The sequence below is a fragment of the Natronorubrum halophilum genome, from assembly GCF_003670115.1.
Taxonomy (GTDB): Archaea; Halobacteriota; Halobacteria; order Halobacteriales; family Natrialbaceae; genus Natronorubrum; species Natronorubrum halophilum.
In genome coordinates, this window is the sequence record NZ_QQTY01000004.1 from 217,090 (window position 1) to 241,297 (window position 24,208).

The 24,208-nt window shown below is 64.4% G+C and carries 28 protein-coding genes and 1 tRNA gene; 14 read left to right on the forward strand and 15 right to left on the reverse strand.

All coding sequences use genetic code 11. From position 1 onward, the window contains the following. Positions 1–126: 126 nt before the first annotated feature. From argH to DWB23_RS16565, 3 genes are all read right to left on the reverse strand, one after another. Positions 127–1,671 (reverse strand): argininosuccinate lyase, encoded by a 1,545-nt coding sequence (gene argH, locus DWB23_RS16555; RefSeq protein ID WP_121743894.1) that lies wholly within the window; start codon positions 1,669–1,671, stop codon positions 127–129. 8 nt (positions 1,672–1,679) lie between these two features. Beyond that, positions 1,680–2,969, reverse strand: a complete 1,290-nt coding sequence (locus DWB23_RS16560) for an argininosuccinate synthase (RefSeq protein ID WP_121743895.1) — start codon at positions 2,967–2,969, stop codon at positions 1,680–1,682. Positions 2,970–3,345: 376 nt separating this feature from the next. Beyond that, complete coding sequence (locus tag DWB23_RS16565) at positions 3,346–4,452, reverse strand: DUF7343 domain-containing protein (RefSeq protein WP_121743896.1); 1,107 nt, start codon at positions 4,450–4,452, stop codon at positions 3,346–3,348. A gap of 83 nt (positions 4,453–4,535) precedes the next feature. Between DWB23_RS16565 and DWB23_RS16570 the strand changes: the two genes are divergently transcribed. The 3 genes from DWB23_RS16570 to DWB23_RS16580 all read left to right on the forward strand — a co-directional run bounded on the left by DWB23_RS16570 (position 4,536) and on the right by DWB23_RS16580 (position 5,730). Further along, on the forward strand, positions 4,536–4,721 hold the full coding sequence (locus DWB23_RS16570) for a DUF7554 family protein (protein WP_121743897.1): 186 nt from the start codon (positions 4,536–4,538) through the stop codon (positions 4,719–4,721). A gap of 50 nt (positions 4,722–4,771) precedes the next feature. Further along, positions 4,772–5,272 (forward strand): 2'-5' RNA ligase family protein, encoded by a 501-nt coding sequence (locus DWB23_RS16575; RefSeq protein ID WP_121743898.1) that lies wholly within the window; start codon positions 4,772–4,774, stop codon positions 5,270–5,272. A 131-nt stretch (positions 5,273–5,403) separates the two neighbouring features. Next, the gene (locus tag DWB23_RS16580) at positions 5,404–5,730 is read left to right on the forward strand and encodes a hypothetical protein (protein ID WP_338067828.1); all 327 of its coding nucleotides are present in this window, start codon (positions 5,404–5,406) and stop codon (positions 5,728–5,730) included. A gap of 34 nt (positions 5,731–5,764) precedes the next feature. Here the strand turns inward: DWB23_RS16580 and DWB23_RS16585 are convergent, their stop codons facing one another. Beyond that, positions 5,765–7,915: an ATP-dependent DNA helicase gene (locus DWB23_RS16585; protein WP_121744310.1), complete on the reverse strand. Its 2,151-nt coding sequence runs from the start codon at positions 7,913–7,915 to the stop codon at positions 5,765–5,767. Positions 7,916–8,245: 330 nt separating this feature from the next. Here DWB23_RS16585 and DWB23_RS16590 point away from each other — a divergent pair, with 330 nt between their 5' ends. Further along, complete coding sequence (locus tag DWB23_RS16590; RefSeq protein ID WP_121743900.1) at positions 8,246–8,662, forward strand: hypothetical protein; 417 nt, start codon at positions 8,246–8,248, stop codon at positions 8,660–8,662. A 25-nt stretch (positions 8,663–8,687) separates the two neighbouring features. Here the strand turns inward: DWB23_RS16590 and DWB23_RS16595 are convergent, their stop codons facing one another. After that, positions 8,688–9,632: a cation diffusion facilitator family transporter gene (locus DWB23_RS16595; protein ID WP_121743901.1), complete on the reverse strand. Its 945-nt coding sequence runs from the start codon at positions 9,630–9,632 to the stop codon at positions 8,688–8,690. A 150-nt stretch (positions 9,633–9,782) separates the two neighbouring features. On the opposite strand from DWB23_RS16595, the gene DWB23_RS16600 reads away from it, so the two are divergent. The 3 genes from DWB23_RS16600 (at position 9,783) to DWB23_RS23785 (ending at position 10,874) form a co-directional block, all read left to right on the forward strand. Next, complete coding sequence (locus DWB23_RS16600; RefSeq protein ID WP_121743902.1) at positions 9,783–10,319, forward strand: metallophosphoesterase; 537 nt, start codon at positions 9,783–9,785, stop codon at positions 10,317–10,319. Continuing rightward, positions 10,316–10,441, forward strand: a complete 126-nt coding sequence (locus DWB23_RS23780; protein WP_275086320.1) for a hypothetical protein — start codon at positions 10,316–10,318, stop codon at positions 10,439–10,441. The genes DWB23_RS16600 and DWB23_RS23780 overlap by 4 nt, the downstream gene beginning before the upstream one ends. A 307-nt stretch (positions 10,442–10,748) precedes the next feature. Beyond that, the gene (locus tag DWB23_RS23785; RefSeq protein ID WP_275086321.1) at positions 10,749–10,874 is read left to right on the forward strand and encodes a DUF7859 family protein; all 126 of its coding nucleotides are present in this window, start codon (positions 10,749–10,751) and stop codon (positions 10,872–10,874) included. A 60-nt stretch (positions 10,875–10,934) separates the two neighbouring features. On the opposite strand, the gene DWB23_RS16605 is transcribed toward DWB23_RS23785, so the two are convergent. After that, positions 10,935–11,969 carry a threonine aldolase family protein gene (locus DWB23_RS16605; protein WP_121743903.1) on the reverse strand — a complete coding sequence of 345 codons (1,035 nt, stop codon included), beginning with the start codon at positions 11,967–11,969 and terminating at the stop codon, positions 10,935–10,937. Positions 11,970–12,085: 116 nt separating this feature from the next. Here DWB23_RS16605 and DWB23_RS16610 point away from each other — a divergent pair, with 116 nt between their 5' ends. The 4 genes from DWB23_RS16610 to DWB23_RS16625 all read left to right on the forward strand — a co-directional run bounded on the left by DWB23_RS16610 (position 12,086) and on the right by DWB23_RS16625 (position 15,279). Beyond that, entirely contained in the window at positions 12,086–13,123 is a 1,038-nt protein-coding gene (locus tag DWB23_RS16610) for a hypothetical protein (RefSeq protein WP_121743904.1), read from the forward strand. Between the two features lies 1 nt (position 13,124). Continuing rightward, positions 13,125–13,328, forward strand: coding sequence for a hypothetical protein (locus DWB23_RS16615; RefSeq protein ID WP_121743905.1), 204 nt, complete (start codon positions 13,125–13,127; stop codon positions 13,326–13,328). A gap of 73 nt (positions 13,329–13,401) precedes the next feature. Further along, complete coding sequence (locus DWB23_RS16620; RefSeq protein ID WP_121743906.1) at positions 13,402–14,493, forward strand: aminopeptidase; 1,092 nt, start codon at positions 13,402–13,404, stop codon at positions 14,491–14,493. A 369-nt stretch (positions 14,494–14,862) separates the two neighbouring features. Then, positions 14,863–15,279: a universal stress protein gene (locus tag DWB23_RS16625; protein WP_121743907.1), complete on the forward strand. Its 417-nt coding sequence runs from the start codon at positions 14,863–14,865 to the stop codon at positions 15,277–15,279. 5 nt (positions 15,280–15,284) lie between these two features. Here the strand turns inward: DWB23_RS16625 and DWB23_RS23110 are convergent, their stop codons facing one another. From DWB23_RS23110 to DWB23_RS16645, 5 genes are all read right to left on the reverse strand, one after another. Next, a complete protein-coding gene (locus DWB23_RS23110) occupies positions 15,285–15,422 on the reverse strand; it encodes a hypothetical protein (RefSeq protein WP_162989853.1) in 138 nt (45 codons plus the stop codon). Positions 15,423–15,435: 13 nt separating this feature from the next. Next, on the reverse strand, positions 15,436–15,936 hold the full coding sequence (locus tag DWB23_RS16630) for a hypothetical protein (protein ID WP_121743908.1): 501 nt from the start codon (positions 15,934–15,936) through the stop codon (positions 15,436–15,438). A gap of 209 nt (positions 15,937–16,145) precedes the next feature. Further along, positions 16,146–16,799 (reverse strand): alpha/beta hydrolase, encoded by a 654-nt coding sequence (locus tag DWB23_RS16635; protein ID WP_121743909.1) that lies wholly within the window; start codon positions 16,797–16,799, stop codon positions 16,146–16,148. Positions 16,800–16,821: 22 nt separating this feature from the next. Then, positions 16,822–17,445, reverse strand: a complete 624-nt coding sequence (locus tag DWB23_RS16640; RefSeq protein WP_121743910.1) for a VOC family protein — start codon at positions 17,443–17,445, stop codon at positions 16,822–16,824. Between the two features lie 8 nt (positions 17,446–17,453). Then, positions 17,454–18,074, reverse strand: coding sequence for an NAD(P)/FAD-dependent oxidoreductase (locus tag DWB23_RS16645; RefSeq protein ID WP_121743911.1), 621 nt, complete (start codon positions 18,072–18,074; stop codon positions 17,454–17,456). Positions 18,075–18,448: 374 nt separating this feature from the next. Between DWB23_RS16645 and DWB23_RS16650 the strand changes: the two genes are divergently transcribed. Beyond that, complete coding sequence (locus DWB23_RS16650) at positions 18,449–19,537, forward strand: glutamate-cysteine ligase family protein (protein ID WP_121743912.1); 1,089 nt, start codon at positions 18,449–18,451, stop codon at positions 19,535–19,537. A gap of 211 nt (positions 19,538–19,748) precedes the next feature. Here DWB23_RS16650 and DWB23_RS16655 read toward each other — a convergent pair whose 3' ends face one another. The 4 genes from DWB23_RS16655 to DWB23_RS16675 form a co-directional block, all read right to left on the reverse strand. Continuing rightward, positions 19,749–20,978 (reverse strand): C45 family autoproteolytic acyltransferase/hydolase, encoded by a 1,230-nt coding sequence (locus DWB23_RS16655; RefSeq protein ID WP_121743913.1) that lies wholly within the window; start codon positions 20,976–20,978, stop codon positions 19,749–19,751. A gap of 728 nt (positions 20,979–21,706) precedes the next feature. Continuing rightward, positions 21,707–21,781 (reverse strand) — tRNA-Arg (locus DWB23_RS16665). 54 nt (positions 21,782–21,835) lie between these two features. Continuing rightward, positions 21,836–22,213, reverse strand: a complete 378-nt coding sequence (locus DWB23_RS16670; protein WP_121743915.1) for a YccF domain-containing protein — start codon at positions 22,211–22,213, stop codon at positions 21,836–21,838. Between the two features lie 155 nt (positions 22,214–22,368). After that, positions 22,369–22,779 carry a hypothetical protein gene (locus DWB23_RS16675; RefSeq protein ID WP_121743916.1) on the reverse strand — a complete coding sequence of 137 codons (411 nt, stop codon included), beginning with the start codon at positions 22,777–22,779 and terminating at the stop codon, positions 22,369–22,371. A gap of 363 nt (positions 22,780–23,142) precedes the next feature. Between DWB23_RS16675 and DWB23_RS16680 the strand changes: the two genes are divergently transcribed. Continuing rightward, a complete protein-coding gene (locus DWB23_RS16680) occupies positions 23,143–23,748 on the forward strand; it encodes an AAA family ATPase (protein ID WP_121743917.1) in 606 nt (201 codons plus the stop codon). Then, the gene (locus DWB23_RS16685) at positions 23,745–24,158 is read left to right on the forward strand and encodes an RNA-binding domain-containing protein (protein WP_121743918.1); all 414 of its coding nucleotides are present in this window, start codon (positions 23,745–23,747) and stop codon (positions 24,156–24,158) included. Before DWB23_RS16680 ends, DWB23_RS16685 begins: the two co-directional genes overlap by 4 nt. The last annotated feature ends 50 nt before the right edge of the window (positions 24,159–24,208 follow it).

Here is a 24,208-nt window from a genome sequence, read left to right on the forward strand (position 1 = left end):
ACACTGCCCTCTACCGAACCCCTGAGGCCATCACACCGCAATTTTAATTTGACATATCATATAGTAAGTAAATGGACCCCTCGCGGGGCCGGCGGCGGGTGCGGAACGATCGATCGGTCGAACGGGTTACACATAGCCGTTCACCTCCGCTCGGAGCGCTTCGCGGGCCGTCTCGAGCGCGTCGCTCGCCTCCTCGAGCGTTCCCTCGTCGTCCGACAGCGCCCTGCGAGCGGACTCGAGTTGGGGCGCGACCGCCTCGGGGGCAGGACCGCCCTGCGAGTCGCGACTCGCGACGCTTTCGACGGGGTCGAGCGCGGCTTCGACGGCAGCGGGGTCGACAACGGAGTCGAGGGGGTCGCCCAGTACGTCTCGAGCGGCCGCGTCGACGGCGTCGTAGTCGCCGCCGCGTTCCGCTGCGATCGCGACTAGCTCGTGGGCCGTCCGGAAGGGCAATCCGTTCGCCGCGAGCAGGTCGGCGACGCCGGTCGCCGTCGAGAAGCCCGCGCCGGCTTCGGCGGCGAGCGCTTCCTCGTCCCACTCGGCCGTCGCAATCGCGCCGGCGGCGACCTCGCTCGCCTCGCACACCGCGTCGACGGTCCCCCAGGCGTGGGTCGTCGCCCGCTGGAGGTCGCGGTTGTACGCGCGGGGCAATCCCTTGAGCGTCGTCGTCAGCCCCTGAACGCTGCCAGCCGCATCGCCCGCGACCGCGCGGACGAGTTCCAGCGTGTCGGGGTTTTTCTTCTGGGGCATGATCGACGACGTCGAGGAGTAATCGTCCGCGAGGTCGACGAAGCCGCGGTTCGCGAAGATAATAACGTCCTCCGCGAGCCCCGACACTGTCGTCGCGTGCGTCGACAGCACCTGCGTCGTCTCGAGCAGGAAGTCCCGGCTCGAGGAGGCATCCATCGAGTTCTCGACGACACCGTCGAAGCCGAGCAACTCGGCGACGCGCTCGCGGTCGATATCGAACGTCGTCCCGGCGAAGGCGGCTCCGCCCAGCGGCGACTCGTTGATCCGGGCGTAGGCCTCGAGCAACCGTGCGGTATCGCGGCGCACGGCTCCCTCGTAGGAGCACGCCCAGTGAGCGACCGTGATCGGCTGGGCGGGCTGGAGGTGGGTGTAGCCGGGCATGATCGTCTCCGTGTTCGCCTCGGCGACCGCCACCAGCGCCTCGCGGAGCGCGAGCGTCGTCTCGATCACGGAGAGCACGTCCTCGCGCAGGCGATAGCGAATGCACGTCGCGACCTCGTCGTTTCTCGAGCGTGCGGTGTGCATCTTCCCGCCGTCGTCACCGACGCGTTCGATGACGGCCGTTTCGATGGCCTCGTGGACGTCCTCGCCGTCGGGCAGGGAGTCGTGGTTGTCGACCTCGATCGCGTCGAGGGCGGTCAGTATCCGCCCCGCGATATCGTCCTCGATGATCCCCTGTTCGGCGAGCATCAGCACGTGCGCACGGTCGACCTCGAGGTCGGCCTCGAAGATCCGCCGATCGGCGGACAGCGAGGAGAGGAAGCTCCGAGCGGGGCCGCCGCTAAAGCGGTCTCGCCGGACGACGCCCTCGCCGCCGTCGGAGCAAAGTTCCGACGAGGATCGCAGTCCGTTGGACTGCTCACCGCCGTCGGTCATCGCGGTTCCGGGCGTGGACCTGTCGTGAGCGCTCTCCTCGGTCATGGTTAGTGTTAGTCGTCGTCCTCGCGCTGCCCGCTCCCGTCCGTCGCGAGCTCGACTTCCTCGTCTTCGTCCGCGGTCACCGAGTTCGCGAGACGGCGCTGGAAGCCGTGGTACTTCGCGACGCCCGTCGCGTCCTCCTGCGTGATCTTGCCGACCGTCTCGGTGTCGAAGGAGGCGTGTTCGGCCGAGTACGCGGCGTACTTGCTGTCGCGAGCCACGGCGCGGGCCTGTCCGCCTTCGAAGCGGATCGTGACCGTGCCGGTGACGCGCTGTTGAGTCTCGTCGATGAAGGCCTCGAGCGCCTTCACGAGCGGCGCGTCGATCAGGCCCTCGTAGCCCTTCTTGGACCAGCGCTGGTCGATCAGCTGCTTGAACTCGCGTTCTTCCTGCGTGAGGACGAGGCCCTCGAGCGCCTCGTGGGCGTTGAGCAGCGTCGTCGCGGCCGGGTGTTCGTAGTTCTCACGGACTTTCAGACCGAGCATGCGGTCTTCCATCGAATCGGTGCGACCGACGCCGTAAGCCCCGGCCACGGCGTTCAGGTGCTCGATGAGGTCGACCGGATCGTACTCGACGCCGTCATCAGAAGCGGACGCTTCTGATTGGCTCGCGGGAGCTTCGCTCCCGAGAACGTCGACGGCGACGGGGTAACCCTTCTCGAAGGAGATTTCGATCTCCTGGGTCTCGCTCGAGGGATCGTTCGTCCACTCGTAGATCTCCTTGGGCGGGACGTAGTTGGGATCCTCGAGTTTGTCGCCCTCGACGGAGCGACTCCAGAGGTTGGTGTCGATCGACCAGTCGCCGCCGCTGCCGCCCTCGACGGGGAGGTTCTTCTCGGCGGCGTACTCCTGTTCCCACTTGCGGGTGAGTCCGAGTTCGCGCACGGGAGCGATGACCTCGAGGTCGGAGTCGCGCCAGACGGCTTCGAACCGGAGCTGGTCGTTCCCCTTGCCGGTACAGCCGTGTGCGATGCCGGTACAGCCCTGTTCTTCGGCGACTTCCAGGATCGCGTTTGCGATCACGGGGCGGGCGAGTGCCGTTCCCAGCGGGTAGCCCTGGTAGGTCGCGTTCGCGCGGACGCTCTCGAGACAGAGTTGAGCGAATTCCGCTCGCGCGTCGACGACGAAGTGTTCAAGGCCGAGTGCTTCGGCGGTTTCCTCGGCTTCCTCGAACTCGGAAGCCGGCTGGCCGACGTCTACCGTGACGCCGATGACGTCGTCGTATCCGTATTCTTCCTCGAGCAGCGGGACACAAACAGTCGTGTCTAGTCCGCCCGAGAACGCGAGTGCAACGCGTGTCATATCGTACTCGAGGAAAACGGCAGGAGGGACTTAAGCACATTGATTCCATCTCCGTAAATTAGTGGTAGAGCGTCTGCTACGTAAGAAAATTGGGTTTTCTGGATCGTTGGAACGAACCGGTCGAGGGGTGTGGGATAGGTCGGGCTCAAAGGCCCGGCCGTCGCCGTCGCGGTCGCCGCGGTAAAACAGTCCCGTCGGTACCGAAAACGGCGAGCGTGGTACCGACGGCGCGACTCATTGGTGGTGCTATGGCAGCCCTCGGTATTAAATCCTGCTGAATAGCAAATATTGCGGCGTTCAGTCCGTGAGCCAACTATTGTTCGATCCGTGCGGCACCCTTCTCGGGTGGAAATTCACGCGGGAGTCGACGGGACGCTCACGGTGGTTGGGAGTCCCGCTCGTCGTCGTCCGGCAGCGCGAGCACGTTCTCCCGGCCGATCCGGAAGACCTCGATCTCCTCTTCCTCCCGCAACCCGCTGATAACCTGACTCGTCTTGGCCTCGGTCCAGTCCAGTTCCGAGACGACCTCCTGCTGTTTGATCCGACCGCCGTGCTCCTCGAGCAGGTGGAGAACGCGTTCTTCGTTGCTGAGCAACTCGGGCGGCGGCCCGTTCGAGTCGTCAGCGGGAATCGAGTCGGCGGGTATCGGCGAAACCGCGTCGCCGGTACCGCCCCCCGTCCTATCGTTTCGATCGCGTCTGCGCCACCAGACGGCTGCCCCGGCGATCGCGAGCAGGGCGAGTGCAGCCGCTACGATCAGCCACGGCATCGAGGGACCCTCTCGCGTATCGGGCGATTGCTGCTCCGTATCGCTCTCCTCGATCATGACCACCGAGGGAGGGTCAGGGGAAAACGGCGCTCCGTCGCTGCTCCAGAAGACCGAGCTTCCGTCGCCCTCTTCGGGCGTCGGTTCGACCTCCTCGATAGTGTACCCCTCGGGCGAGAAGATCCGTAACGAGGTGTCGCTGGGGAGCGTAAAGCCCTCGAGCGCATCGCCCGCCTCGATCCGGTTCAATTCGACGTAGGCGAACTTGGACCATTCGAAGGAAACTTCGACGTAGCCGCGGTCTCGCGGGGCGGAAACCGTATCCGTGGTGACGGAAACGTTCGAGATCTCCATCTCCCGATCCGTCGCGTTCTCCCCCTCGACGAGGATGTCGTTCCACTGCTCTTCCTGAGCGGTCTCGTACGCCTCCGGGTTCTCCTCGATGTCGTCGCGAAGGGCCTCCCAGTCCCCGTTGGAGTCGTTCTCGAATTCGTAGCCGATGACGAACGTCGCCGATCCGTTTTCGTGGACGAACACGTCCATGTGAATCTCGTCGGCACTGTCGAGCCGGTTGTCTTCGGAAGGCGTATCCTGCAGCGTCGCTCCCGCGATTCCAACGTCGGCCACGGCCCCGGTCGAGGCGACCGGGAGTAACGCGACGACGCAACCGATACCCACGAGCACCCATACCAGGGCCCGAAGCCCCTTCGCATCCATTACAATGAATTGTCGTAGCCGACCAAATAGGTCTTTCCGACGACAACGATGTATTTTTCAAACTGTCACGCGTTCGTGAATGTATGTTCGACGTACGTGGCAAACTCGAGGTCGAAACTCTGCTGAAGATCGTCCTCGCGCTGATCGCCGTCTTGCTCGCCCTCCAGATCATCGGAATCGTCGTCGGGTGGATCGCTCAGCTGTTGACGCCCATCCTCCTGTTGGTCGTCGCTCTGGTGGTCGTCCTGTGGCTCCTCGATCGGCTCTAACCCGTCGGGAACGCCACACTCATACGGCGATCGCCCCTACAGCCGGTGAAGTGTACAGCGTCAACGTCCCAGTCCCCGGCCGCGTTCGAACGCTCGCCAACGAACTCTACCCCGAACTCGTCGGCTTCGATCACGTCCGCGAGGACCACTCCTGTCTGCTCAAACGGCTCGGCGACACCGATCACGTCGCCCAGCTACAACACCGCGCCCACCGCGCGCTCGAGGGCTCCCCCGCCGTCGAAGCCCGAATTACGGGGCTCGACTACTTTCCGGACCCGCCACTCGGGTCGGCCCCCGTCGTCTACCTCGCCGTCGAGAGCCCCGGCCTCGAGTCGATCCACGCTACTCTCACGGATACGTTCGGGACCGTCGAAGGACTCGAGGGTGCCGATTACGTCCCCCACGTCACGCTGGCCCGCGGCGGCGACGTAGAGACCGCGAAGCGACTCGCCAACCGCGAGATCGAACCGATCCGGTGGACGGTCAGCGAACTCGAGTTCTGGGACGGAACCTACAAACTGCCGGTGAGTCGCGTCTCGCTCCCGGCGTGAGTCGCGTCTCGTTGCGGCCTGAATCAGCATCGGAATCGAATCGTGAGTCCTCCGGGAGCTATTACTCGGCGGTCTCGGTACCTCGAGACATGTACCGTCGTTCGCTCCTTTCGAGTTCGGCAGTGGTGCTCGTGGCTGGCTGTAGTGAGGTAACCGATCTCTTCGGAGACGAGGGTATCGACACGACGGTGCAAGACGAAGACACGGCGACGTTTTCCGCCGACGCCGGAGACGAGTTGACCGTGACCGTCGACGTCGAGGAGGTCGCCGAGGTCGATGCGGAAACGAACGTCGAATCGGATTCCATTAGTTTCCGACTCGACCACGCGGACAACGGCCCGATCGAGACGCGCTCGATCTCGGATTCCGAAACGTTCGACGTGACGATCGGTGAGGACGGTCAGCACATCGTCATCGTCACGAACGGCGTGGCCCACGTCACCATCGAAGCGGCCTGAATCGGGCGGAAAACACGGCTCGGGCGGCGGGTCGTCACGGTGCCGGCAGTTCGCCGTCGTAGGTGTCGTGGTCGCCGTAGAAGTTGCGCATCGCGAACTTCAGCTTTCCCGGATCGAGATCGATCAGTTCCTCGCGTTCCTCGTGTGGGAACGTGCTGTTGACGCTGTACCGACCGAGATCTGATTTGGCCGATCGCGAGTAGCGACGGTCGAGCAGCGCGCGAACGCCGACGTCCTCGGGCGAGCGGATAACTCGGCCGAGGGCCTGTCTGGTCTTCCGAATCGTCGGAATCTCGACGGCGTACCGCCAGCCCGTTTCGGTCCCCTCGAAGGCGGCGTCGTAGGCCTCCTGGACCGCTTCGGCGCGGTCATCCAGGTGCGGGTAGGGAACGCCGACCACGAGCACGGTGTGTGCGTCGTCGCCGTCGAAACTCACGCCCTCCGCGAGGGTGCCCCACAGCGACGTACACAACACCGCGCCGTCGTCCGCGACGAATCGCTGGCGCAACTTCTCGACTGATTCGCCCGGTTCGTCCCGATACACGGTCTTCTCCGAGCGCGTCTCGAGTCGCTCGGCGTACCGTCCCGCCTCGTTGTAGTTGGGGAAAAAGGCGAGCGTGTTGCCGGGCGTCATCCGAACGGCGTCGTGGATCGTCTCCGTCACCTGCTCCTGAACCGCGGGATCGTCCCGGTCCGACGAGAACAGCGGCGGCGTCTCGACGGCGTACGTTCGCCGCCTGTCCTCGGGGAACTGCAGCCCGTAGGCCATCGTCACCGGCTCCTCGAGGCCCAACACGGCCTCGGTGACGTCGAACGGCTGGAGGGTCGCGCTCATCAAGACGGTCGCGTAGACCTCCTCGAACAGTCGGCCGGTCACCTGCCGCGGGAGACAGCTGTAGAGTTCCGCGCGACCGTAGACCTCGTCGGTGCCGGCGTCGCGAGTCACGGAAACGACCGGATACAACCCTTCCGTCGTCCCCTCGTTCATCCACGCGCTGACGAAGGCTGCGGCCTGAAGCGTCTGGCACTCCGTTCGCGTCGCCGTCTCGCCCTCGCGGTAGGCTTCCTCGTACTCCTCGTCGAGTCGCTGTCCCAACTCCATCGCGGCCTCGAGGTCGGCGTCGATCCCCTGCCCGGAGTACTGCTGGAGGAACGCGAGCGTGAGGTCGTCGCGCCGGTCATCATTGGCGATGGAGACGTCCTCCCAGTTCTCGCCGATCTGACCGCGCTGGCCGAAGCCGAAAGAGTCCTCGTAGGTCTCGACGAGCGCGCGGTGAAACGCCGAGAGCGCGTTGGCGGCGTCCGTCGAGCGCGGATCGTCGGTGTCGGCGAGTTCGTCGAGCGCGGAGTCGAAGGTCCGTTCGGAGCAGGTCCGCGTCGCGTGCTCGCGGGCGGCGTCCTCGACGTTGTGCGCCTCGTCGAAGACGGCGATAACGTCCTCCGGATCGCGGCCCAGCCACCGGAAGAACTGCTCTCGAATGGTCGAATCGAGCAGGTGGTGGTAGTTGCAGACGACCAGATCGACGCCCTCGATCCCCTCTTTGAGGAGCTCGTAGCCGCAAAACTGCTGGTTCTCGGCGTGTTCGTAAATCTCATCCGGCGTCCGCACGTCCTCGAAGAGCCAGCCGAAGAAGTCGTCCGTGTCCTCGGTCAGATTGTTCCGGTAGTACTCGCAGACGTTCTGGTCCTCGAGGTCCTCGAGTCGTTCCTCGAGGTTCTCGAGTTCGTCCATGACGGAGCTTCGGGCGTCGGCCGCGCCGCCGTCGCCCTCCTGGCTCTCCGCGAGGAGTTCGCGCTGGCGGCGCTCGAGTTGGTCGCGGTCGCGCTCGGTGTCGACGACGGCCCGGGTGTTGTCGCGCAGGGCCTGACACTCCTCGTAGCCGACGTCGATGTGACACATCGAAGATTTTCCCTTGAAGACGACCGCCCGGATATCCTCCTCGCGCGTGATCGCGCGGGCTTCGGCGATGAACTGGCGCATCTGCTGGTGGACGTTGGTCATGATGACGACCGTCTTGTCCCGCTCGCGGGCGACCTCGAGGGCCGGGACGAGCGACGAGAGCGTCTTCCCGGTTCCGCAGGCTCCCTCGAAGAGGACGTTCTGGCCCCGCAACAGCGAGTTGTGGATGCGATCCATCGCCTCGCGCTGGTTCTCGTACGGCTGCTCGTACGGGAAAAAGCGCATGTACCCGGCAGTCTCGGACACGGTCGTGAGTAGGTTCCCGCTTCGATAAAAGCGTTCGTCTCGATTCGTCGTCCGGTCGCGGGTGTCGACTCCCGACAATTGTCACCGAAACGACCATATCGGTTCCGCCGTGAACGGTTCGAACGCGAACTTATGGAACGTCTCCCGCACGCTCGAGGAGTACGGGACTCGCGAGGATCGATCCGGTCGGTTCAGGCCCATCGAGGACCGATTCGGGACGATAGTCCACCGATCCGACGGACCGTCGACCATCACCGGCCGGCTATCGCGCGGTACAGCGACAAACGTTTCGCGTCCCTCGCATCCGATATGGCCATCCCCGGGTACGATTCGAGCAACGTCGCGGAGTTCACACTCGAGCAGGCCGGTGCTCGCGTCGCCGTCGTCGCGGGCGTCGTCCCCGACGAGTTCGGACTCGAGAAGAGCGGGCGGGAGCCGCCCGTAGACGCCCTCTCGGATCCGGTCGATCTCGTGTCCTTCGACGGGCTGAAGGCGGTCGAAGCCGTCAAGATCTCGCTCGTCTACGACCCCTCCCAGCTCCCGCCGGGTGCGAGTCCGACCGACGTCGCGGTCGCCGTCGACGACGACGGCTGGGAGCCCCTCGAGTCGACCGTCGATCTGGAGGAGACGACGGTGACGAGCATCCTGAACGACCGGCCGCCGGGGTCGACGGTCGTCGCGGGGTACGACGATCGAGACGATGAGGGCGAACGAGCTGCGGAGTAACGCGACTGGAAACGGCAGCGGACGGTCAGGTTTCGGGTTCGATGTAGATTTTCTGGATCTGATCGTCGTGATCCATCAGGGCGAGTTCGAGTTCGGTGATGCGTTCGTTGATCGTCTCGGCGTCGAGACCGGGTTCGAACGCGACGTCGGCGGTGACGAGCAGTTCTTCGGCACCGAAGAAGACGGTTCGGAGGTCGACGAGTTCGGTGACGCCCTCCCAGTCGGCGACGATCCGGCGAAGTTCGTCCTCGTCGGATTTCGGGAGGCTCTCGCCGAGGATGAGCCGCTTGTTCTCCACGGCGAGTGCGACGGCGAAGCCCATGAGCATGATACCGATGAGGAGGGCGGCACCGGCGTCGTAGATCGGGTTTTCGGTGACTCGAGTGAGGTAGATCCCGAAGAGGGCGATCCCCGCGCCGGCGAGCGCGATGGAGTCTTCGGTGAGCGCGGTCAGGGTCGTCACGTCGCTCGTCTTGCTGAATGCCTCGCGGAGGCTCGTCCAACCGTACTCGTCCATCTGACGGCTGATTCCCTGGTAGGCTTTCCACAACGCGTAGGATTCGAACGCGATCGCGCCGAGCAACACGGCGTAGTTGACGTAGACCGGATCGAACGGCGTACCGAGCAGCGTGACGTCCTCGCTGGCGCGATGGACGCCACCCTCTTGCAGCGCGCTGTAGCCGTGGCTGGCGCTCTCCCAGCCGGCGATGCCGAAGAGCATGATGCTCACGAGCAGGCTGTAGAAGAACTGCGCCTTTCCGTGGCCGAAGGGGTGGCTCCGATTCGCCTCCTGCGCGCCGTATTTGATCCCGACCAGCAGGAAGATCTGGTTACCCGTATCCGAGATCGAGTGGTACGTCTCCGACAGCATCGCGGGGCTCCCGGTGAGCAGAAACCCGCCGAACTTCAGGATCGCGATCGCGCCGTTCGCGAACAGTGCAGCGAGGACGACGGAGGTACTACTGGCCATCGGCGGAGACTACGAAGGGGTATCCCAAAAGTGTAAGGCGGTCTAGAGCCGCCGATTCGGTACGGAGTCGACCGCATCTCCGGGCCACGGTGGTGCGGGGACGCCAGCCGCATCCGAAAAGAACCTCAGAGTGACCGCCGAAGGACGACTATGATCGCGATATTCTCGGATACGCACAGCGCGAGCGGACACGAACTCGAGGGGGAGGCCCTGGCCGCGGCCCGCGAAGCCGACATCGTGATTCACGCGGGCGATTTCAACACCGCGGCCGCGCTCGAGGCCTTCCAAGACGAGTGCGAAGTGCTCGTCGGCGTCCGCGGGAATACGGACAGCGCAGCCGTGCGCGACCGACTGCCGACGGTTCGCGTGGTCGAGGAAGGCGGCGTCCGTTTCGCGGTAACTCACCGCCGGGACGGCGGCGAGACGGGGCTGGCGATGTTCGGCCGCTCGCGAGACGCCGACGTCGTCATCTCGGGGCACAGCCACCGACCGACGGTGGTCGAAACCGAGGACGTCCTGCTGTTGAACCCGGGCAGTCACGCCCAGCCGCGCGGAAATCGGCCGGGGTTCGCCGTCCTCGAGCGGCCGGCCGGTGCCGAAGCGGGTACAGACGACGGCCGACTCGAGGGAGCGATTCGCGAGCCGGACGGAACGCTCGTGAAGTCGTTCGAACTCTCGAGAAGGTGACAAACGGCGTCGGAACGATCATCGAGGGACGTGTCAGCGGGGAACGGAGCGTCAGCGGGGACACGGGTCGTACCGGCCGGTTCGAAAACGAACTCGGAGACGCGACCGAAACGGAGCCGTAACGGGGACGGAGCGCACCGACCCCGTCGGCCGCCGCGCGGAGTTGAACTGGCGATCGGAACTCGTGAGGATCCGTATTCGGGAGAGCCAACGGGCGACTCGTCTCGATCACGACGGGTGGAGGGACGCCGGTCGAGACGCATTGCAAGCTACGGTATCTATGCCAATATAGTCAGCGTAAGGTGAAAATACGGTTTTAGTTACCGTCGAGTGGACGCTCGTCGGTTTCTCGGAGCCACGCAGTGCCGAACGCGCGATAGTTGAACGAGGGCGAAACGGTTTTGCTCGCTGACACGGTATCGCCACCGTATGCTCGAGTTCATCCCTGACGATCCCGTCATCATCGCGGTCGTGTTGATCCTCCTCTCACTGGTCTTCTTCTCGTACCTGCTCATCCGTCGGACGATCCTCGAGTTCCGCGACGGGATGCGGTAGCCAGTCGGATTCGACGGACACCCGATCGAACGGCCGTCGAGCGATCGGTGGGTGAACGTATCACCGGCTACGGGCGGCGGCACCGAACGCCGCATCCGCGGCCTCGAGCGCACCGTCGATGTCCTCCCGCGAGACGTCTCGGTGAGTGCAGAACCGAATTGTCGTCGGACCGAAGGGCGATGCTGCGACCCCTCGCTCGCGAAGCCGTTCGATAACGGACTCTGTCTCGAGGCCGGTTCCCGAGACCTCGACCAGCACGATGTTCGTCTCCGGTTCCTGTACGTCGAAGCCCTCGATATCGGCCAGCCCGTCGGCCAGCAGCCGCGCGCGTTCGTGGTCCGTTTCGAGGTCGGCGACGTTCTCGAGCGCCTGTAATCCGGGTGCGGCGATGATCCCGGCCTGTCGCATCCCGCCGCCGAACAGTTTGCGGGTGCGACGGGCCTCCTCGACGAACGCTTCGCTCCCCGCGAGCATCGAGCCGATCGGCGCGCCGAGGCCCTTCGAGAGGCAGAACATGACCGAGTCGACGGGATCGGTGAGTTCGGACGCGGCGACCTCGAGCGCCGTCGCGGCGTTGAACAGCCGCGCGCCGTCGAGATGCACCGGAACGTCGTGCTCGTGGGCGGCCTCGGCCGCAGCGGCGATGCTCTCGGGCGCGATCGCGAGTCCGCCGCGAGTGTTGTGCGTGTTCTCGAGGCACAGGAGTCCGGTTCCGGCGCGGTGGAGATCCGTTGGGGCGTACTCGCTCGTGATTTGCTCCGGCGTCGGAACCCCGCGGTCCGTCTCGAGCGCGCGGACCTGTAGAGCCGCGTGCTGGGCGAGGCCGCCGAGTTCGTACTTCACGACGTGGCTCTCGCGGTCCGCGAGGACGTCCTGCCCTCGCTCGGTGTGGACGCGCGCCGCGATCTGATTCCCCATCGTCCCCGAGGGCACGTACAGGGCGGCCTCCTTGCCGACCGCCTCGGCCGCTCTCGCCTCGAGTTCGTTCACCGTCGGATCCTCTCCGTAGACGTCGTCGCCCACGTCGGCCGTTCGCGCGGCCTCGCGCATCGTTTCGTCGGGTTTCGTTACGGTGTCCGAGCGCAGATCGATCATGACGGGAGATCGTCGGGAATCGCCCTAATGGTGTCGTTACGGGATCGACGACTCGTGAACCGAAACGCGACCGATCCACCGAAGCATTCAATCCATACCGGATTACTTACTGACGCATGGTTCCCGATAATTTTGGCCCCGACGATGGGACGCCACCGCCCGGTACGCCAACCGGCGGGCCAACGGACGGCGACGATTCGAACGACCCGCGGCCGCGTTCGTTCTGGTGGCACGTCTCGCGCGTCGTCGATCGATTTCCCGGGTTACTGCCGTTCGCACTGGTGCCGCTGCTGACTTCGCTGTCGCAGGTCGAGAACGTCCGTCGGGCGCTCGATCCCGCCGCCGGCGTCTCGATCAACTTCGAGTTCGCCCTCCCGACGCCGTTTCTCGATCTGTGGACGTTCGCCAATCCGCCCGATCCGCCCGTTCGAATCGATCGCCGTGCTGTCGGCGGCGGATCCTCGCCGGGCGGCGATCCGTTCGCCGACCCGACGCACCCGACCGGACCGGCGGGCACGACCGGCTCCGGCGACACCGAACTGACCGTCGAGACGCCGCTGCAGGGGGTCGGAATCGCGATCGAGAGCGGCGCCGCCGGCGTCTGGATCGCGATCGCGCTGTTCGCGTACGCCGCGATCGCGGCGATTATCGTGGCCGTTTACGTGGGCGGCCTCGACAGTCGACTGCGGGGCGAACGGGTTGCCCTCCTCGCGTGCGTCCGCGAGTACGCCCCGCGGCTCTTCCTGTACACGCTCCTCCTCGTCGGCGCCGTCCTACTGCTCGTGCCGTTCGCGCTGCTCACGCCTGCGGTGCTCCTCGTCGCGATCCCCGCGGCGGTGGTGCTCGGCTACCTCTTTTACGCCGCGCCGTTCCTGTTCGTCGTCGCGGACGCGTCCGTCGTCGAGGCGTTCCGCCGATCGTACGGGTTCGCGATCGACGGCGGACCCTACCTCAGCTTCGCGCTCCGGCACGTCACCGTCGCGGTCATCGGGTCCCTCGTCCTCTCGCTGTTCGTCAGCGCCGGCCCCGTCGGCTTCCTATTCGCACTGATCCTCGCGGCCCCGCTGTCGCTCGTGCTGACCGCCGCGTCGGTGTCGTTCGTTCGCGATCTGGTCGAGACGAAGACGGAAGGCTGTCGGCGACCTACGAAGTAGCGTGTCGAGTTCATCCCTCCGGCCGGTCCTTACCGGCCTCCGCCTCGGCGCGATCGTGCTCGTCGTGAGCGGGTTCGTCGGGTGGGTGGCCGGCGACGCGGTCCCCTTCTCGCTCGAGTCGCCGTTCACGATCGCGTTCCTCGCGGGCGTCGGCTGCGCGTTCGCGTCGATCTACCTCGGGGTTTTTCTGGCGAACAGGGAGTGAACCGGCGACGGGACCGACGCGACCGGATTTCGATTCGAAAACGGTATGCCGGCGCTCGAGAGACGTGTGTCACATGGACCCGCGCATCCGCGAACACGCCGAGATCATCGCGAATCACTCGGTCGATCTGCAGGAAGGGGATAACGTCGTCGTCGACGCGCACCCGGTCGCCGAGGATCTGGTCGTCGCACTCCACGAAGTGATCGGCGATCACGGCGCGAACCCGATAGCGGTCAGCCAGCGCACGGGCGAGCGCCAGCGGCGCGCCTACCTCCGCGCTTCGGACGACGACTTCGACACGCCCGAACACGAACTCGCGCTCATCCGGAACACCGACGTCTACATCGCCATCCGAGCGACGGACAACGTCACCCAGACCAGCGACGTCGATCCCGAAATCAGCGCGGCCTATCAGCAGGCCCACCGGCCGATTCTCGAGGAACGCCTCTCCAAACGCTGGTGTCTCACGCAGTACCCCGCGCCGGCGAACGCCCAACTCGCCGAGATGAGCACCGAGGGCTACGAGCGGTTCGTCTGGGATGCCGTCAACAAGGACTGGGACGAGCAGCGAAAACTCCAGGCGAACATGGTCGAGATCATGGACCCCGCCGAGGAGATCCGGATCGTGAGCGGCGAGACGACCGACGTGACGATGTCGATCGGCGGCAACCCGACGATCAACGACCACGGCGAGCACAACCTCCCCGGCGGCGAGGTCTTTACCGCCCCCCAACCCGACAGCGTCGAGGGCGAGGTGCTGTTCGACATGCCGCTGTACCACCAGGGCCGGGAGATCACCGACGTCTACCTCGAGTTCGAGGGCGGCGACGTCGTCTCCCACTCGGCGGCGAAAAACGAGGAGGTGCTGACGGAAGTCCTCAACACGGACGAGGGCGCGCGTCGACTCGGCGAACTCGGGATCGGGATGAACCGCGACATCGATCGCTTCACCTACAACATGCTGTTCGACGAGAAGATGGGCGATACGGTCCACATGGCCGTCGGACGAGCCTACGACGACACCGTCGGCGAGGGCAACGAGGCGAACGACTCCGCCGTGCACGTCGATATGATCGTCGACATGAGCGAGGACTCGTTCATCGAAGTGGACGGCGAGGTCGTACAGCGAGACGGCACCTTCCGGTTCGAGGAGAGCGAGAGCTGAGCGTCGCGAAGATCTCGGATCGAAACGGCGAGCGACGCGAGCCGTAGAGAGCGTTTCGAGGGGAAAGACGCGACGAACGGAGTGAGTCGTGTTTTTTCATCGAAGTTTTTGCGCGAGGGTTGCCTGTGGCAATCCGAGCGGAAAAAGTTCGGACTGGCACCTTCCGGTTCGAGGAGAGCGAGAGCTGAGCGTCGCGAAGCTCTCGGATCGAAATGGCGAGCGACGCGAGCCGTAGAGACGGTTTCGAGGCGGAAGTAGAGACGATTTTGAGGCGGAAGGGACGAGGGCGCTCGAGTCCCGGTCAGAGCGATGTTGCCTCCTCGTCGTAATATCGGCTGTGTTTATGGCCCTCCGATAGCTACTGGACGTATGGCTGTACTCGTCGCGTACGACGGCTCCGCGCCCGCACGGAAGGCAGCGAAACACGCGTTCGCTTCCCATTCCGACGAGGAAATCGTCCTGCTTCGCGTCGTCGAACTGGCCGATAGCTTCACCGAAGCGGGGATCAATATGCTCCAGGATACGATAAGGGACCGCGAGGAATCGGCCTCTCGGAAGCTACGCGAGGACGTGACGGATCTCGACGGGACCGACGACGTCGACTTTCGGACGGAAACTGCTATCGGAGACCCCGCTCGAGCGGTCGTCGAGTACGCGGAAGACCACGACATCGACCACATTATCGTCGGCAGTCACGGTCGGGCGGGCGTCTCCCGCATCCTGCTCGGGAGCGTCGCCGAGCAGATCGTCCGCCGCGCCCCCGTCTCGGTCACCGTCGTCAGATAATCCGATCACGGCGCGTCCTCTTCGGAGTAGCGTAACTCGACGCCGTCGTCCGCGAGGACGACCCAAAACACCCACCAGAACAGGAGATACAACAGCGAGGCGACCGCCGCGAACAACACCATCGGTTCGAACGGCGGCGTCATCGCTCCAGCCCGATCAGTTGTCCGTGACGATTTTGACGTCGCCTTTCTGTCGTTCTTGCTGGTACTCACACCGATACGTCTCCATCTCGGCCGTCGCCGTGAACGCGAGCGTTTCGAGTTCACCGAGCGTCTCGTTACCGTCGGTCGAGTAGTCCTCGACGACCTCCTCGTTCTCGTCCCAGAACGCGAAGTTGTGATGGACGCCGTCCTGATTCTCCCAGGTGATCCGGTACTCCCGTCCCTCGAAGAGCACGAGCGTCGGATTCTCGACGCGATCGATGGCAGCCGGTTCAGCGCCGACCCAACCGCCGACCCAGCCGTCGAACCGAATTTCCTGTACGTCCGCCCACGCGTCGGGATCGGTGTCGCCCTCGAGCGACTCGGCTTCGTCCACGACGGGTTCGGGCTCGGGGTCCTCGTCTTCGCTACCCAGACAGCCGGCGATGGACGCGGCCACAACCGTTCCGGCGATCCCCGACAGGAACGTCCGCCTGTCCGTGCTGTTTGGAGTCATTACTGGCCGTAAGTGGGTGAGCGGCATAAATAACAGTATATCAGAAGCGTGACCTCCGTTCGGGATGACTGTCCGGGAAACGGATACTTCGTCGGATGGTGTACGGTCGAGTCCGAGATCACGCTCGGAAACGTCACTCGGGGATATCACCCGGTAGCCGCAAATAATCGGCCGAGGCGGTTCACGCTGCGCCGTTCGCCGTCGCCGGGTTACTCGACGAGATCAGCGACCATCCCCGAGACGAACTCGAGTTCGTCCTCGTTGACGCCGTGGCCCATCCCTTCGTAGAGTCGTTCGGTGACGTCGGCGTTCATGGACTCGAGCACGTCGGCGGTGTCGTGGACCCGCTCCTGGGGAATGTGCGGATCGACGTCGCTGCAGCCGAGGAACACCGGCGTTCCCTCGAGATCGCCGGGATACTCCGCGTCGAGTTCCTCGCCGATGAGTCCGCCGCTCAGGACTGCGAGCCCGCCGTAGCGTCGCGGGTTGCGGGCGAGGAACTCGCTGGCGAGACAGGCACCCTGCGAGAAACCGACCAGCATGACGCGCTCGGTCGGAATACCGGCCTCGTCGGCCTCCTCGATCGCATCGCTGATGGCCCGGATCCCGGAGGTTCGGCCGGGCTCGTTTCGCTCGACGGGGGCGAGAAACGAGTTCGGGTACCAGGTGTTTCGCGCCGCCTGTGGCGCTAACAGGGCGACGCCGTCCCGATGGACTTCGGTACCCAGTTGCACGATACTCCGCGCGGTCGCGCCGCGCCCGTGGACGAGTACGAGCGCGGCGGACGCGTCCTCGAGGTCCGTTCCACCGGTGACGAGCGGTTGGCCCTGATGTGGGCCGTCCGCATCCGCGCTCGCGGTCATCCCTCACCACCGATGGTCGCGCTCATTCGACACCACCGACGCCCGTGCTCGCGTCCGGCAGGTCGTTTTCGACGACCTCGAGGCCGACCGCCTCGATCGCGCCGCGGAGGTGTTCGTCCTTGGCGTACTCGGCGCCGTCTTCCTCGCGAAGCGCCTGGGCTTTCGCCAGGACCTCGCCGCGGCGGTCGTTCGGAACCTCGTACTTGTCCGTCGAGAGTTCGATGACGAGGCCGTTGTTGTCCGTGGTGTAGATCGAGTGGAAGATGCCGCGGTCGAAGACGTTGTACTGGTGACCCGCAGCCTCGAGGGCGTCCATCGTGTCCTCGTACTCATCGGGAGCGACGCTGAAACAGAGGTGGTGGACGGCACCGACGCCGCCGCGCTGTCCCCGGCGGTTCGAGGGACGGTCGTCGCTCACGAAGAACGTGAGGATGCGCCCGTCGCCCGTATCGAAAAACAGGTGCGTCTGGGACGGATCGTCGAGGTTCGGCTGCCGCAAGACGAGGGGCATGCCGAGGAGGTCGCGATAGAACGCGATCGTGTCCGCCTCGTTGCTCCCCCAGATGGTGATGTGGTCGGTCCCCGTCGTGTGGACGGGGCTGTCGGGCGGTTCGGGCGTGACCGGGTTCCGGGATTCGTTGGACATGATGGAGTTTACTCCGCGACGAGTTCGCCGAAGACGCGCTCGGCGTCCGCGGGAACGTCGAAGTCGTGGAAGTGCTCTCCCTTTACGTTCGAGAGGATGTTGAGCGCCGCGGCGGCACCGTCGCCGACGGAGATAGCCGCCTGCCACTCCTCCGGACGAACCATCGCGCCCGTCGCGTAGACGTTCTCGACGCTCGTTTCCATGTCGACGCCGACGTCGACGACGTCCGAATCGGTGAACTCGCAGCCGAGTTCGTCGGCGAGGTCGCGGTTCGCACCCGTCGCGAGGACGACGTAGTCCGCGTCGTACGTTCCGTCCTCGCTCTCGACGGCGAACCCGTCTCCGGTCTCGCTTACGGCGGTCACCGGTTCGTCCTGGTGTCGATCGGTACCGAAGTCGTCGACCTGCTGGCGCGCCGTCGCCAGGAATTCGCTGCCGCCGACCGAACCGATGCCGAGGTAGTTGAACAGGTGGGCCTTGTGCATCCACGTCGCGTCGGCGTCGAACACCGTCGTCTCGAGGCCGTTTTTCGCCGTAAACAGCGCCGCGCTCAGTCCGGCGGGGCCGCCGCCGACGACGATTACCGATGCGTCAGTTCCGTTGTCGTCCGCAGTCGTCTCGTTGCTCACGTGTAGTTACACAGTGTTACTGCAGCAGTATGAACCTAGCACCGACCCACGAACAACCACGTAACACTCGGGTTAGTGGGACGGGACGAGGAGATCACCCCCTCGCGATCGCGGTTGAACGAACTGGGGATATCGCCGAATTCGGCGCCATTAGGGCGCTAAAACCCTGTTTACGAGAGTGTTGCCCTGCGTACGCAGGCTCAATGGATTCACGTAGTTGCTTCCTACCCTCAGATCCACACCACACGACCGGGCGACGGTATCGGCTTTGTCGACGGCGTGCGAGATTGGACGTGGCGTCTGCCCGGCACACTGGCCCGTGACGGCGTTCTCGAAAGCCATCGCAACAACCGCGTTCCAACGGAGACATCCATATGAAAACCAGCCTCGAGGTGGAGTACTGGGTCGTCGACGACGACGGCGACCTGGTTCCACCCGAAACACTGCTCGATCTCTCGGCACAGATCGATCCCGAGTTCGTTGAGCCGATGCTCGAGATCAAGACAACCCCGTGTACGTCGATGGTCGAACTCCGCGAGGAGTTCGTCAGCCGCGTCGGACACGTGGTAGACGCAGCACGCGAGCAGAACAAGCGACTCGTCCCGCTGGCGACGCCGTTACATGCCTCGCCGGCGGAGATCCCCTACCGTGAGAAAGCGGGAACGAACCTCCAGCGCCGGACCGTCGGCCGGTCGTTCGACGACGCCCGCGTCTGTGCCGGCACGCACATTCACTTCGAGCAGTCGAACGTCGTCGATCAGCTGAACGCGTTAACGGCGCTCGATCCGGCGTTTTCCCTCGTCAACAGTTCGTCGTACTACCGCGGCGAACGCATTCTCGAGTGCGCACGTCCCTTCCTCTACCGGCGCTCCTGTTACGAGGACTGCCCCGAACAGGGCCAGCTCTGGCCCTACGTCGATAGCGTCGCCGAGTGGGAGGACCGCCTCGAGACCGCCTACGACGGCTTTCGAGAGCGTGCACTCGAGCGCGGCGTCGACCCGGACGCGTTCGACGAGGAGTTCGATCCCTACGACGCGGTCTGGAACCCGGTGCGACTGCGGGAAGCGATGCCGACGGTCGAGTGGCGCTCGCCCGACACCGCCCTGCCGAGTCAGATACTCCAACTCGCCGAGGAGGTCCGGTCGATCGTCACGTACGCCGACGCCCGCGGCACCGCCGTCGGTGAGACCGGCGCGGCAGCCGGCAGCGCTGATGACGGCAGCGTCGTGTTACCCGCGTTCGAAACCGTCGAGGAGATCACCGACGCCGCGATCCACAACGGGCTTGAGGACTCGTCCGTCCGACGCTACCTTCGAGAACTCGGACTCGTGCCATCGGCATACGAGCCGCTCGCAGATCGACTGCCCGACTCGCGGATCACGAAGCGACGCGCGAAGAAACTTCGACTCGAGGCGGCACGGCAACTTGAGGCGGACCTCGATCGCCACCGCGTTCGTGCCTGATTCCGACGGTATCTGATTCCGACGATATTCCCGTTGGCAGGGGTGTCGCGATCACCACAGCGTAACAGGAGGCTAGAGCAGTCCAGTCACACGGCTCCACACTTCGACTCGATTTTCCGCCGCTATACTTCGGCCGATCACCCTGCTTCGCACGTCAACCCGCTCGAACCGCATGCGTGGCACGCTATCGATCCGGCCGAGCGACCGAAACTCAGTGGAGTCGATCGAGCCACCGCTTTCCGGTCCGGAGATCGGTCGGAATCTCGTCGCCGAACGCACACCGCGTGCGCTCGCTCTCGCAGGGGTTTCCCATCGCGACTTCGACAACCGGCGAGCCACCCTCGAAAACGGCTGCACTCGCGGTCGTCAACTGACCGAAGGCGTGCGGTTCGTCCGTCTCGGGTTCCGGATGGCGACAGATCGAATCGTCCCCCGGACCGTTCGCGTGATCCCGCGCGAACGTCCACAGGTCGTCCCGACCGAGTTGCTCGTTGCCGTCGAATAGCTCGAGCGTCCGCTTTCGCCGCTTCATCGAACTCTCGGTTTCGGTCGACCGCGAGTTCACGAAGTGGTTCGTTCTGGTCACGACGGGGTCATCGTCAACGGCGATCCGTTCGGCCACCGGATCGATCTCGAGCAAGGCGGTACCGTCCGCATCGGCCAGAAACAGCGTCTGACCGCACAGGTGACGCGTCGGGTGGGACTCGAGCGCCGCCCGCGCCTCCTCGACGGTCGCACATTCCTCGAGTAGCGTCCGGATGACGGTCCCGTTTCGCAACTGGTCTTCCGGATCGACATCGTCTCGCTTGCGGTCGATGTAGGTGTTCGCCGCGACCAGTCCCCGATCGTTGACGCCCTTGAAGATCGAAATCGTCCCGCAGGTGTCGACCGTCAGGAAGCCGTACAGATCGTCGATCGGCGGCTGCTCGACGATCGACTTCGGCCGCGCTCCGCGGCCCGCGATATCTCGATTCTTGAGGACGAGCGGACCGGACGCGTCGGCCTCAGTGTCGGCGGCCGTCTCGGCGCTGCCGGTGTCGATCCCGCCGTCCGACTCGACCTTCGGCGGAGCGATGAGCGCGTTCGTACACCCCTTCGGATTCTTCTCGGATCTGCCCGTTCCGTCGGCCAGTTCCTCACACAGATCCGAGTACGCGAAAACGTACACCTCGTAGACCGCCGGATCGACGTCGAACACCTCGGCCATCGCTTCGTACGCCCGTCGATGACGGTCGGGCAGGCTCTCTTTGCTCCGACGGGCGTACTCGAGCATCGGCTCGAGGTCGACCCCGCGGTCGGCGATCAGCGACTTGAGTTCGCCGACCGCCCACTCGACGACCTCGTGTTCGGTTTCGGCACGTCGGCGCGCCTGTTCGGTGATGCTATCGACACGAGCAACGGTCCCAGTGTGTGCGGTCCTTTCGACGCCCGTATCGTTCATATCGGGCAGACGGACTCCGCGTGGTTGTATCGCCGGCCTGAATTATCTGCGGTGACCCGGAACCGGTCGTGCGAATCGCCGACGGGTACGAAAGGGTGTACGCGTGTCGGCAGCGGGGATGGTGATCGTCGCAGTGCGATGATCGGTTTTCCCCCTATCCCCATGTGATGCCGTCGACCGGCGCTGCCGACGGCTTCAAATGAGGGTGTCAGCAAGCATCAGTGTATCGGCGACGGACTGGTCGGGAAACCGGTGGCTCGAGCGACGTTGATCGACCGCGGTTGATCCCTCTCCTCGAGATCGCGATCGTCGCCGGCGCTCATCGCGACTCACCCACGGTCACCGTACGTAACGAGCAGGCGAGCGACCAGCTGTGGAGTTCGACGCCATACTTAACCCCTCCACGGTCTTTCTTTATAGAGATGACAGATGGAGAAGGGAGCAACCGAATGATGGCAGTCTGTGCTAGTTGTGGTTCGGCGTACGCAGCACGTGAGCAGTCAGAGGGGGAGTTCGTTCCAATCGGTAATCGAAATGGGTGCGAGTGCGGGGGAACGGAATTTACGAAAGTGGAGACAGAAACCGACTTGGAATTTGACGAAGACGAGTGAGCGGTACCGCTGGGGGCGATGCCGCCGTCGGTTCGAGGAGACGCGATGGGGTTTGAACCACGCCGTCGGCTCGTTCAAATCCCCGATGCCGTTACTGCTCACGTTGTTCGCAGATAACGGGCACGATGGGATTTGAACCCACGACCGTCGGATTAGAAGTCCGACGCTCTTTCCGGACTGAGCTACGTGCCCTCGAGTACGAATCGATGACGGATTGGCATAAGCAGTGTGGATTTCCGCGCCTGCTCAGCCGTGGAATCGGTACAGCGACGTCACGAACGGCAGTCGGTTGACCATCCAGATGGCCACCGGTAATCCGACGATCGTCACCGCTAACAGGGCTGCGAGATTGGCCCAGAGAAAGCTCAGCCACCAGCCGATACCCACGAAGTACAGCGCGCGGACCGCCAGCGAGTGCTGTCCACGAGCCGCCGCCGGAGCGGTGAACGAGCGCGGTTCCTGAAGCGTGAGCACCGTCGGAACGAGATTGATCAGTTTGATTCCGATCGGGGCGAGGATGACGGTCACGTTCAGCGCCCACGCGATGTTGACCACGATCGGCGTTGCCCACCAGCCGATGGCGAGAAACCAGATCGCACGCACGAGCAGAGATCGCTGATTCATACCACCGATCGGCCGAGCGGAGACATAATATCAGCGATCGGCTCTCTCGAGGCGGCGATCGCCATCGGGCGAATCGACTACGCGGGTTTCCAACCGACGATATCGGTCCAAAAAAGGCGCGGAGCCAACGCGAAAGTCAGCTGGTGTGAGGGTGCCTAAAGACCGCTCTCGCTGTCATCTGTTCCGTTCTCATCGTTTCCGAGGCCGGTTTCATCGTCCTCGTTTTCGTCGCCCATTCCGCCTTCGTCGTCGCTCTCGTTGTCGCCGCCCATTCCGCCTTCGTCATCGCTCTCGTTGTCGCCGCCAAGTCCGCCCTCGTCATCGCTCTCGTTGTCGCCGCCAAGTCCGCTCTCGTTGTCGCTCTCGTTGTCGCCGCCAAGTCCGCCCTCGTCGCCGTTCTCGTCGTCGCCGCCTACGCCGCCATCGCTGTTTTCATCCCCTCCGACACCCTCGTCGCCGTCTTCGGGCTCTTGCGATTCCTCGTCCGAACAGCCAGCGATTGCCGCAACCATGCCGACGCCAGCGAGCTTCGTGAATCGACGCCTGTTGAGAGTTGATGCTTTCATAGCGTGCACCCGAGGCGATCAGCGAGTGATAAATAATGGGGAGAGTCCGTTTTGATCGATAGTCGCTAATTCAAGTGAATTATCGATTGTTAATACGAGGAGGGAAATCGTTTCGAATGCGGTCGTTGTTTCGATTGATACAATCGGACAGTGCGTGAAACGTACGGGTACGGGATCAAAACCGCGACCATGAAATACGACGATCACACCTCACAGGGACTCTGCAGGCATCTTTCGGCGGGAAAATAGTAATTAACGGAGTTTCGTCGGGCGCAACTTCCGGTATCCTCATAAGAGGGTGCGTTGACTCGCCGCGACCGACGAACACAGCCCTTATGCGAGCCTCGCCTGTATCTCCGCTCGATGCACGTCATCGGAACGGTGGGCCTCCCGGGCAGCGGGAAGGGCGAGGCCGCAACCGTCGCACGCGAGAACGGAATCCCTGTGGTGACGATGGGTGACGTCGTCCGCCAGGAGACGGCCGACCGCGGGCTCGACCCGACGAAAGACCACGGGAAAGTCGCCCAGGCGTTGCGCGACGAAAACGGGCCGGCGGCGATCGCCGAGCGCTCGCTGCCGATGATCGAAGACCGCCTCGAGGACCACGAGACGGTGCTGGTCGACGGCATCCGATCGGGGACCGAGGTCGACGCCTTCGAAACCCGGTTCGGCGAGGCGTTCACGCTCGTTAGTATCGAGGCCCCCTTCGAAACCCGGGCGGAGCGAGTCGACGCCCGCGGCCGAGACGTAAGCGAAGACGACGGTGGCGAAGGACTCGCCGCCCGCGACGAACGCGAGCGCGGCTTCGGGATGGATGACGCGATGGAGCGAGCCGACGTGGTTATCGAGAACACCGACTCCCTCGAGGCGTTTCACGAGCGGATCCGAACGATCGTCCGGGACGGATCCGAGACGGAATCGGAATCGACACCCGGATCCGAATCGAACACGGAGGTCCACCAATCATGACCGAGATCTACCGCGTCGACGTCGAGATCACGGCGCCGGTCTACGACACGGAAGTCACCAGCCGCGTCGCCGACGCCGTGGCGAACATCTTCCCCAACGCCGACCTCGAGGAGGAATTCGGCGAGATCAGGGCGGAAGCGCACGCGCTGGAACACTTCTCCGAACTGCTCCACCGCCAGGAAATCCTCGACACCGCCCGCGGCGAGTTCTTTTCGAACCGCGACGGTGACACCTTCTCGTTCGCACTCAAGAAACAGGCCGCGTTCGAGGATCGCGTGAACTTCTCGGTCGGCGAACCGGACGAACTCGGCGAGATCAGCGTCCGCGTCCGCGTCGAGGAACCGACGCTCGAGGAGTACGTCGATCACATCGCGCCGCCGACGGAAGACGGCCGACCGATCGAGGGCTGAGCGCGTCGTCGGCCGCCAGTTCGCCTGTCGTCTCGAGTTCGCACACGTTT

What these genes read in the sequence shown, in the direction of transcription:
- DWB23_RS16610 (WP_121743904.1), top strand. Translation starts at nt 12,086, where the DNA reads ATGGTTCCCGATAATTTTGGCCCCGACGATGGGACGCCACCGCCCGGT.
- DWB23_RS16630 (WP_121743908.1), bottom strand. Translation starts at nt 15,936, where the DNA reads ATGACTCCAAACAGCACGGACAGGCGGACGTTCCTGTCGGGGATCGCC.
- DWB23_RS16560 (WP_121743895.1), bottom strand. Translation starts at nt 2,969, where the DNA reads ATGACACGCGTTGCACTCGCGTTCTCGGGCGGACTAGACACGACTGTT.
- DWB23_RS16670 (WP_121743915.1), bottom strand. Translation starts at nt 22,213, where the DNA reads ATGAATCAGCGATCTCTGCTCGTGCGTGCGATCTGGTTTCTCGCCATC.
- DWB23_RS16625 (WP_121743907.1), top strand. Translation starts at nt 14,863, where the DNA reads ATGGCTGTACTCGTCGCGTACGACGGCTCCGCGCCCGCACGGAAGGCA.
- DWB23_RS16675 (WP_121743916.1), bottom strand. Translation starts at nt 22,779, where the DNA reads ATGAAAGCATCAACTCTCAACAGGCGTCGATTCACGAAGCTCGCTGGC.
- DWB23_RS16620 (WP_121743906.1), top strand. Translation starts at nt 13,402, where the DNA reads ATGGACCCGCGCATCCGCGAACACGCCGAGATCATCGCGAATCACTCG.
- DWB23_RS23785 (WP_275086321.1), top strand. Translation starts at nt 10,749, where the DNA reads ATGCTCGAGTTCATCCCTGACGATCCCGTCATCATCGCGGTCGTGTTG.
- DWB23_RS16635 (WP_121743909.1), bottom strand. Translation starts at nt 16,799, where the DNA reads ATGACCGCGAGCGCGGATGCGGACGGCCCACATCAGGGCCAACCGCTC.
- DWB23_RS16650 (WP_121743912.1), top strand. Translation starts at nt 18,449, where the DNA reads ATGAAAACCAGCCTCGAGGTGGAGTACTGGGTCGTCGACGACGACGGC.
- DWB23_RS16595 (WP_121743901.1), bottom strand. Translation starts at nt 9,632, where the DNA reads ATGGCCAGTAGTACCTCCGTCGTCCTCGCTGCACTGTTCGCGAACGGC.
- DWB23_RS23110 (WP_162989853.1), bottom strand. Translation starts at nt 15,422, where the DNA reads ATGACGCCGCCGTTCGAACCGATGGTGTTGTTCGCGGCGGTCGCCTCG.
- DWB23_RS16585 (WP_121744310.1), bottom strand. Translation starts at nt 7,915, where the DNA reads ATGCGCTTTTTCCCGTACGAGCAGCCGTACGAGAACCAGCGCGAGGCG.
- DWB23_RS16600 (WP_121743902.1), top strand. Translation starts at nt 9,783, where the DNA reads ATGATCGCGATATTCTCGGATACGCACAGCGCGAGCGGACACGAACTC.
- argH (WP_121743894.1), bottom strand. Translation starts at nt 1,671, where the DNA reads ATGACCGAGGAGAGCGCTCACGACAGGTCCACGCCCGGAACCGCGATG.
- DWB23_RS16590 (WP_121743900.1), top strand. Translation starts at nt 8,246, where the DNA reads ATGGCCATCCCCGGGTACGATTCGAGCAACGTCGCGGAGTTCACACTC.
- DWB23_RS16685 (WP_121743918.1), top strand. Translation starts at nt 23,745, where the DNA reads ATGACCGAGATCTACCGCGTCGACGTCGAGATCACGGCGCCGGTCTAC.
- DWB23_RS16680 (WP_121743917.1), top strand. Translation starts at nt 23,143, where the DNA reads ATGCACGTCATCGGAACGGTGGGCCTCCCGGGCAGCGGGAAGGGCGAG.
- DWB23_RS16605 (WP_121743903.1), bottom strand. Translation starts at nt 11,969, where the DNA reads ATGATCGATCTGCGCTCGGACACCGTAACGAAACCCGACGAAACGATG.
- DWB23_RS16640 (WP_121743910.1), bottom strand. Translation starts at nt 17,445, where the DNA reads ATGTCCAACGAATCCCGGAACCCGGTCACGCCCGAACCGCCCGACAGC.
- DWB23_RS16570 (WP_121743897.1), top strand. Translation starts at nt 4,536, where the DNA reads ATGTTCGACGTACGTGGCAAACTCGAGGTCGAAACTCTGCTGAAGATC.
- DWB23_RS16565 (WP_121743896.1), bottom strand. Translation starts at nt 4,452, where the DNA reads ATGGATGCGAAGGGGCTTCGGGCCCTGGTATGGGTGCTCGTGGGTATC.
- DWB23_RS16655 (WP_121743913.1), bottom strand. Translation starts at nt 20,978, where the DNA reads ATGAACGATACGGGCGTCGAAAGGACCGCACACACTGGGACCGTTGCT.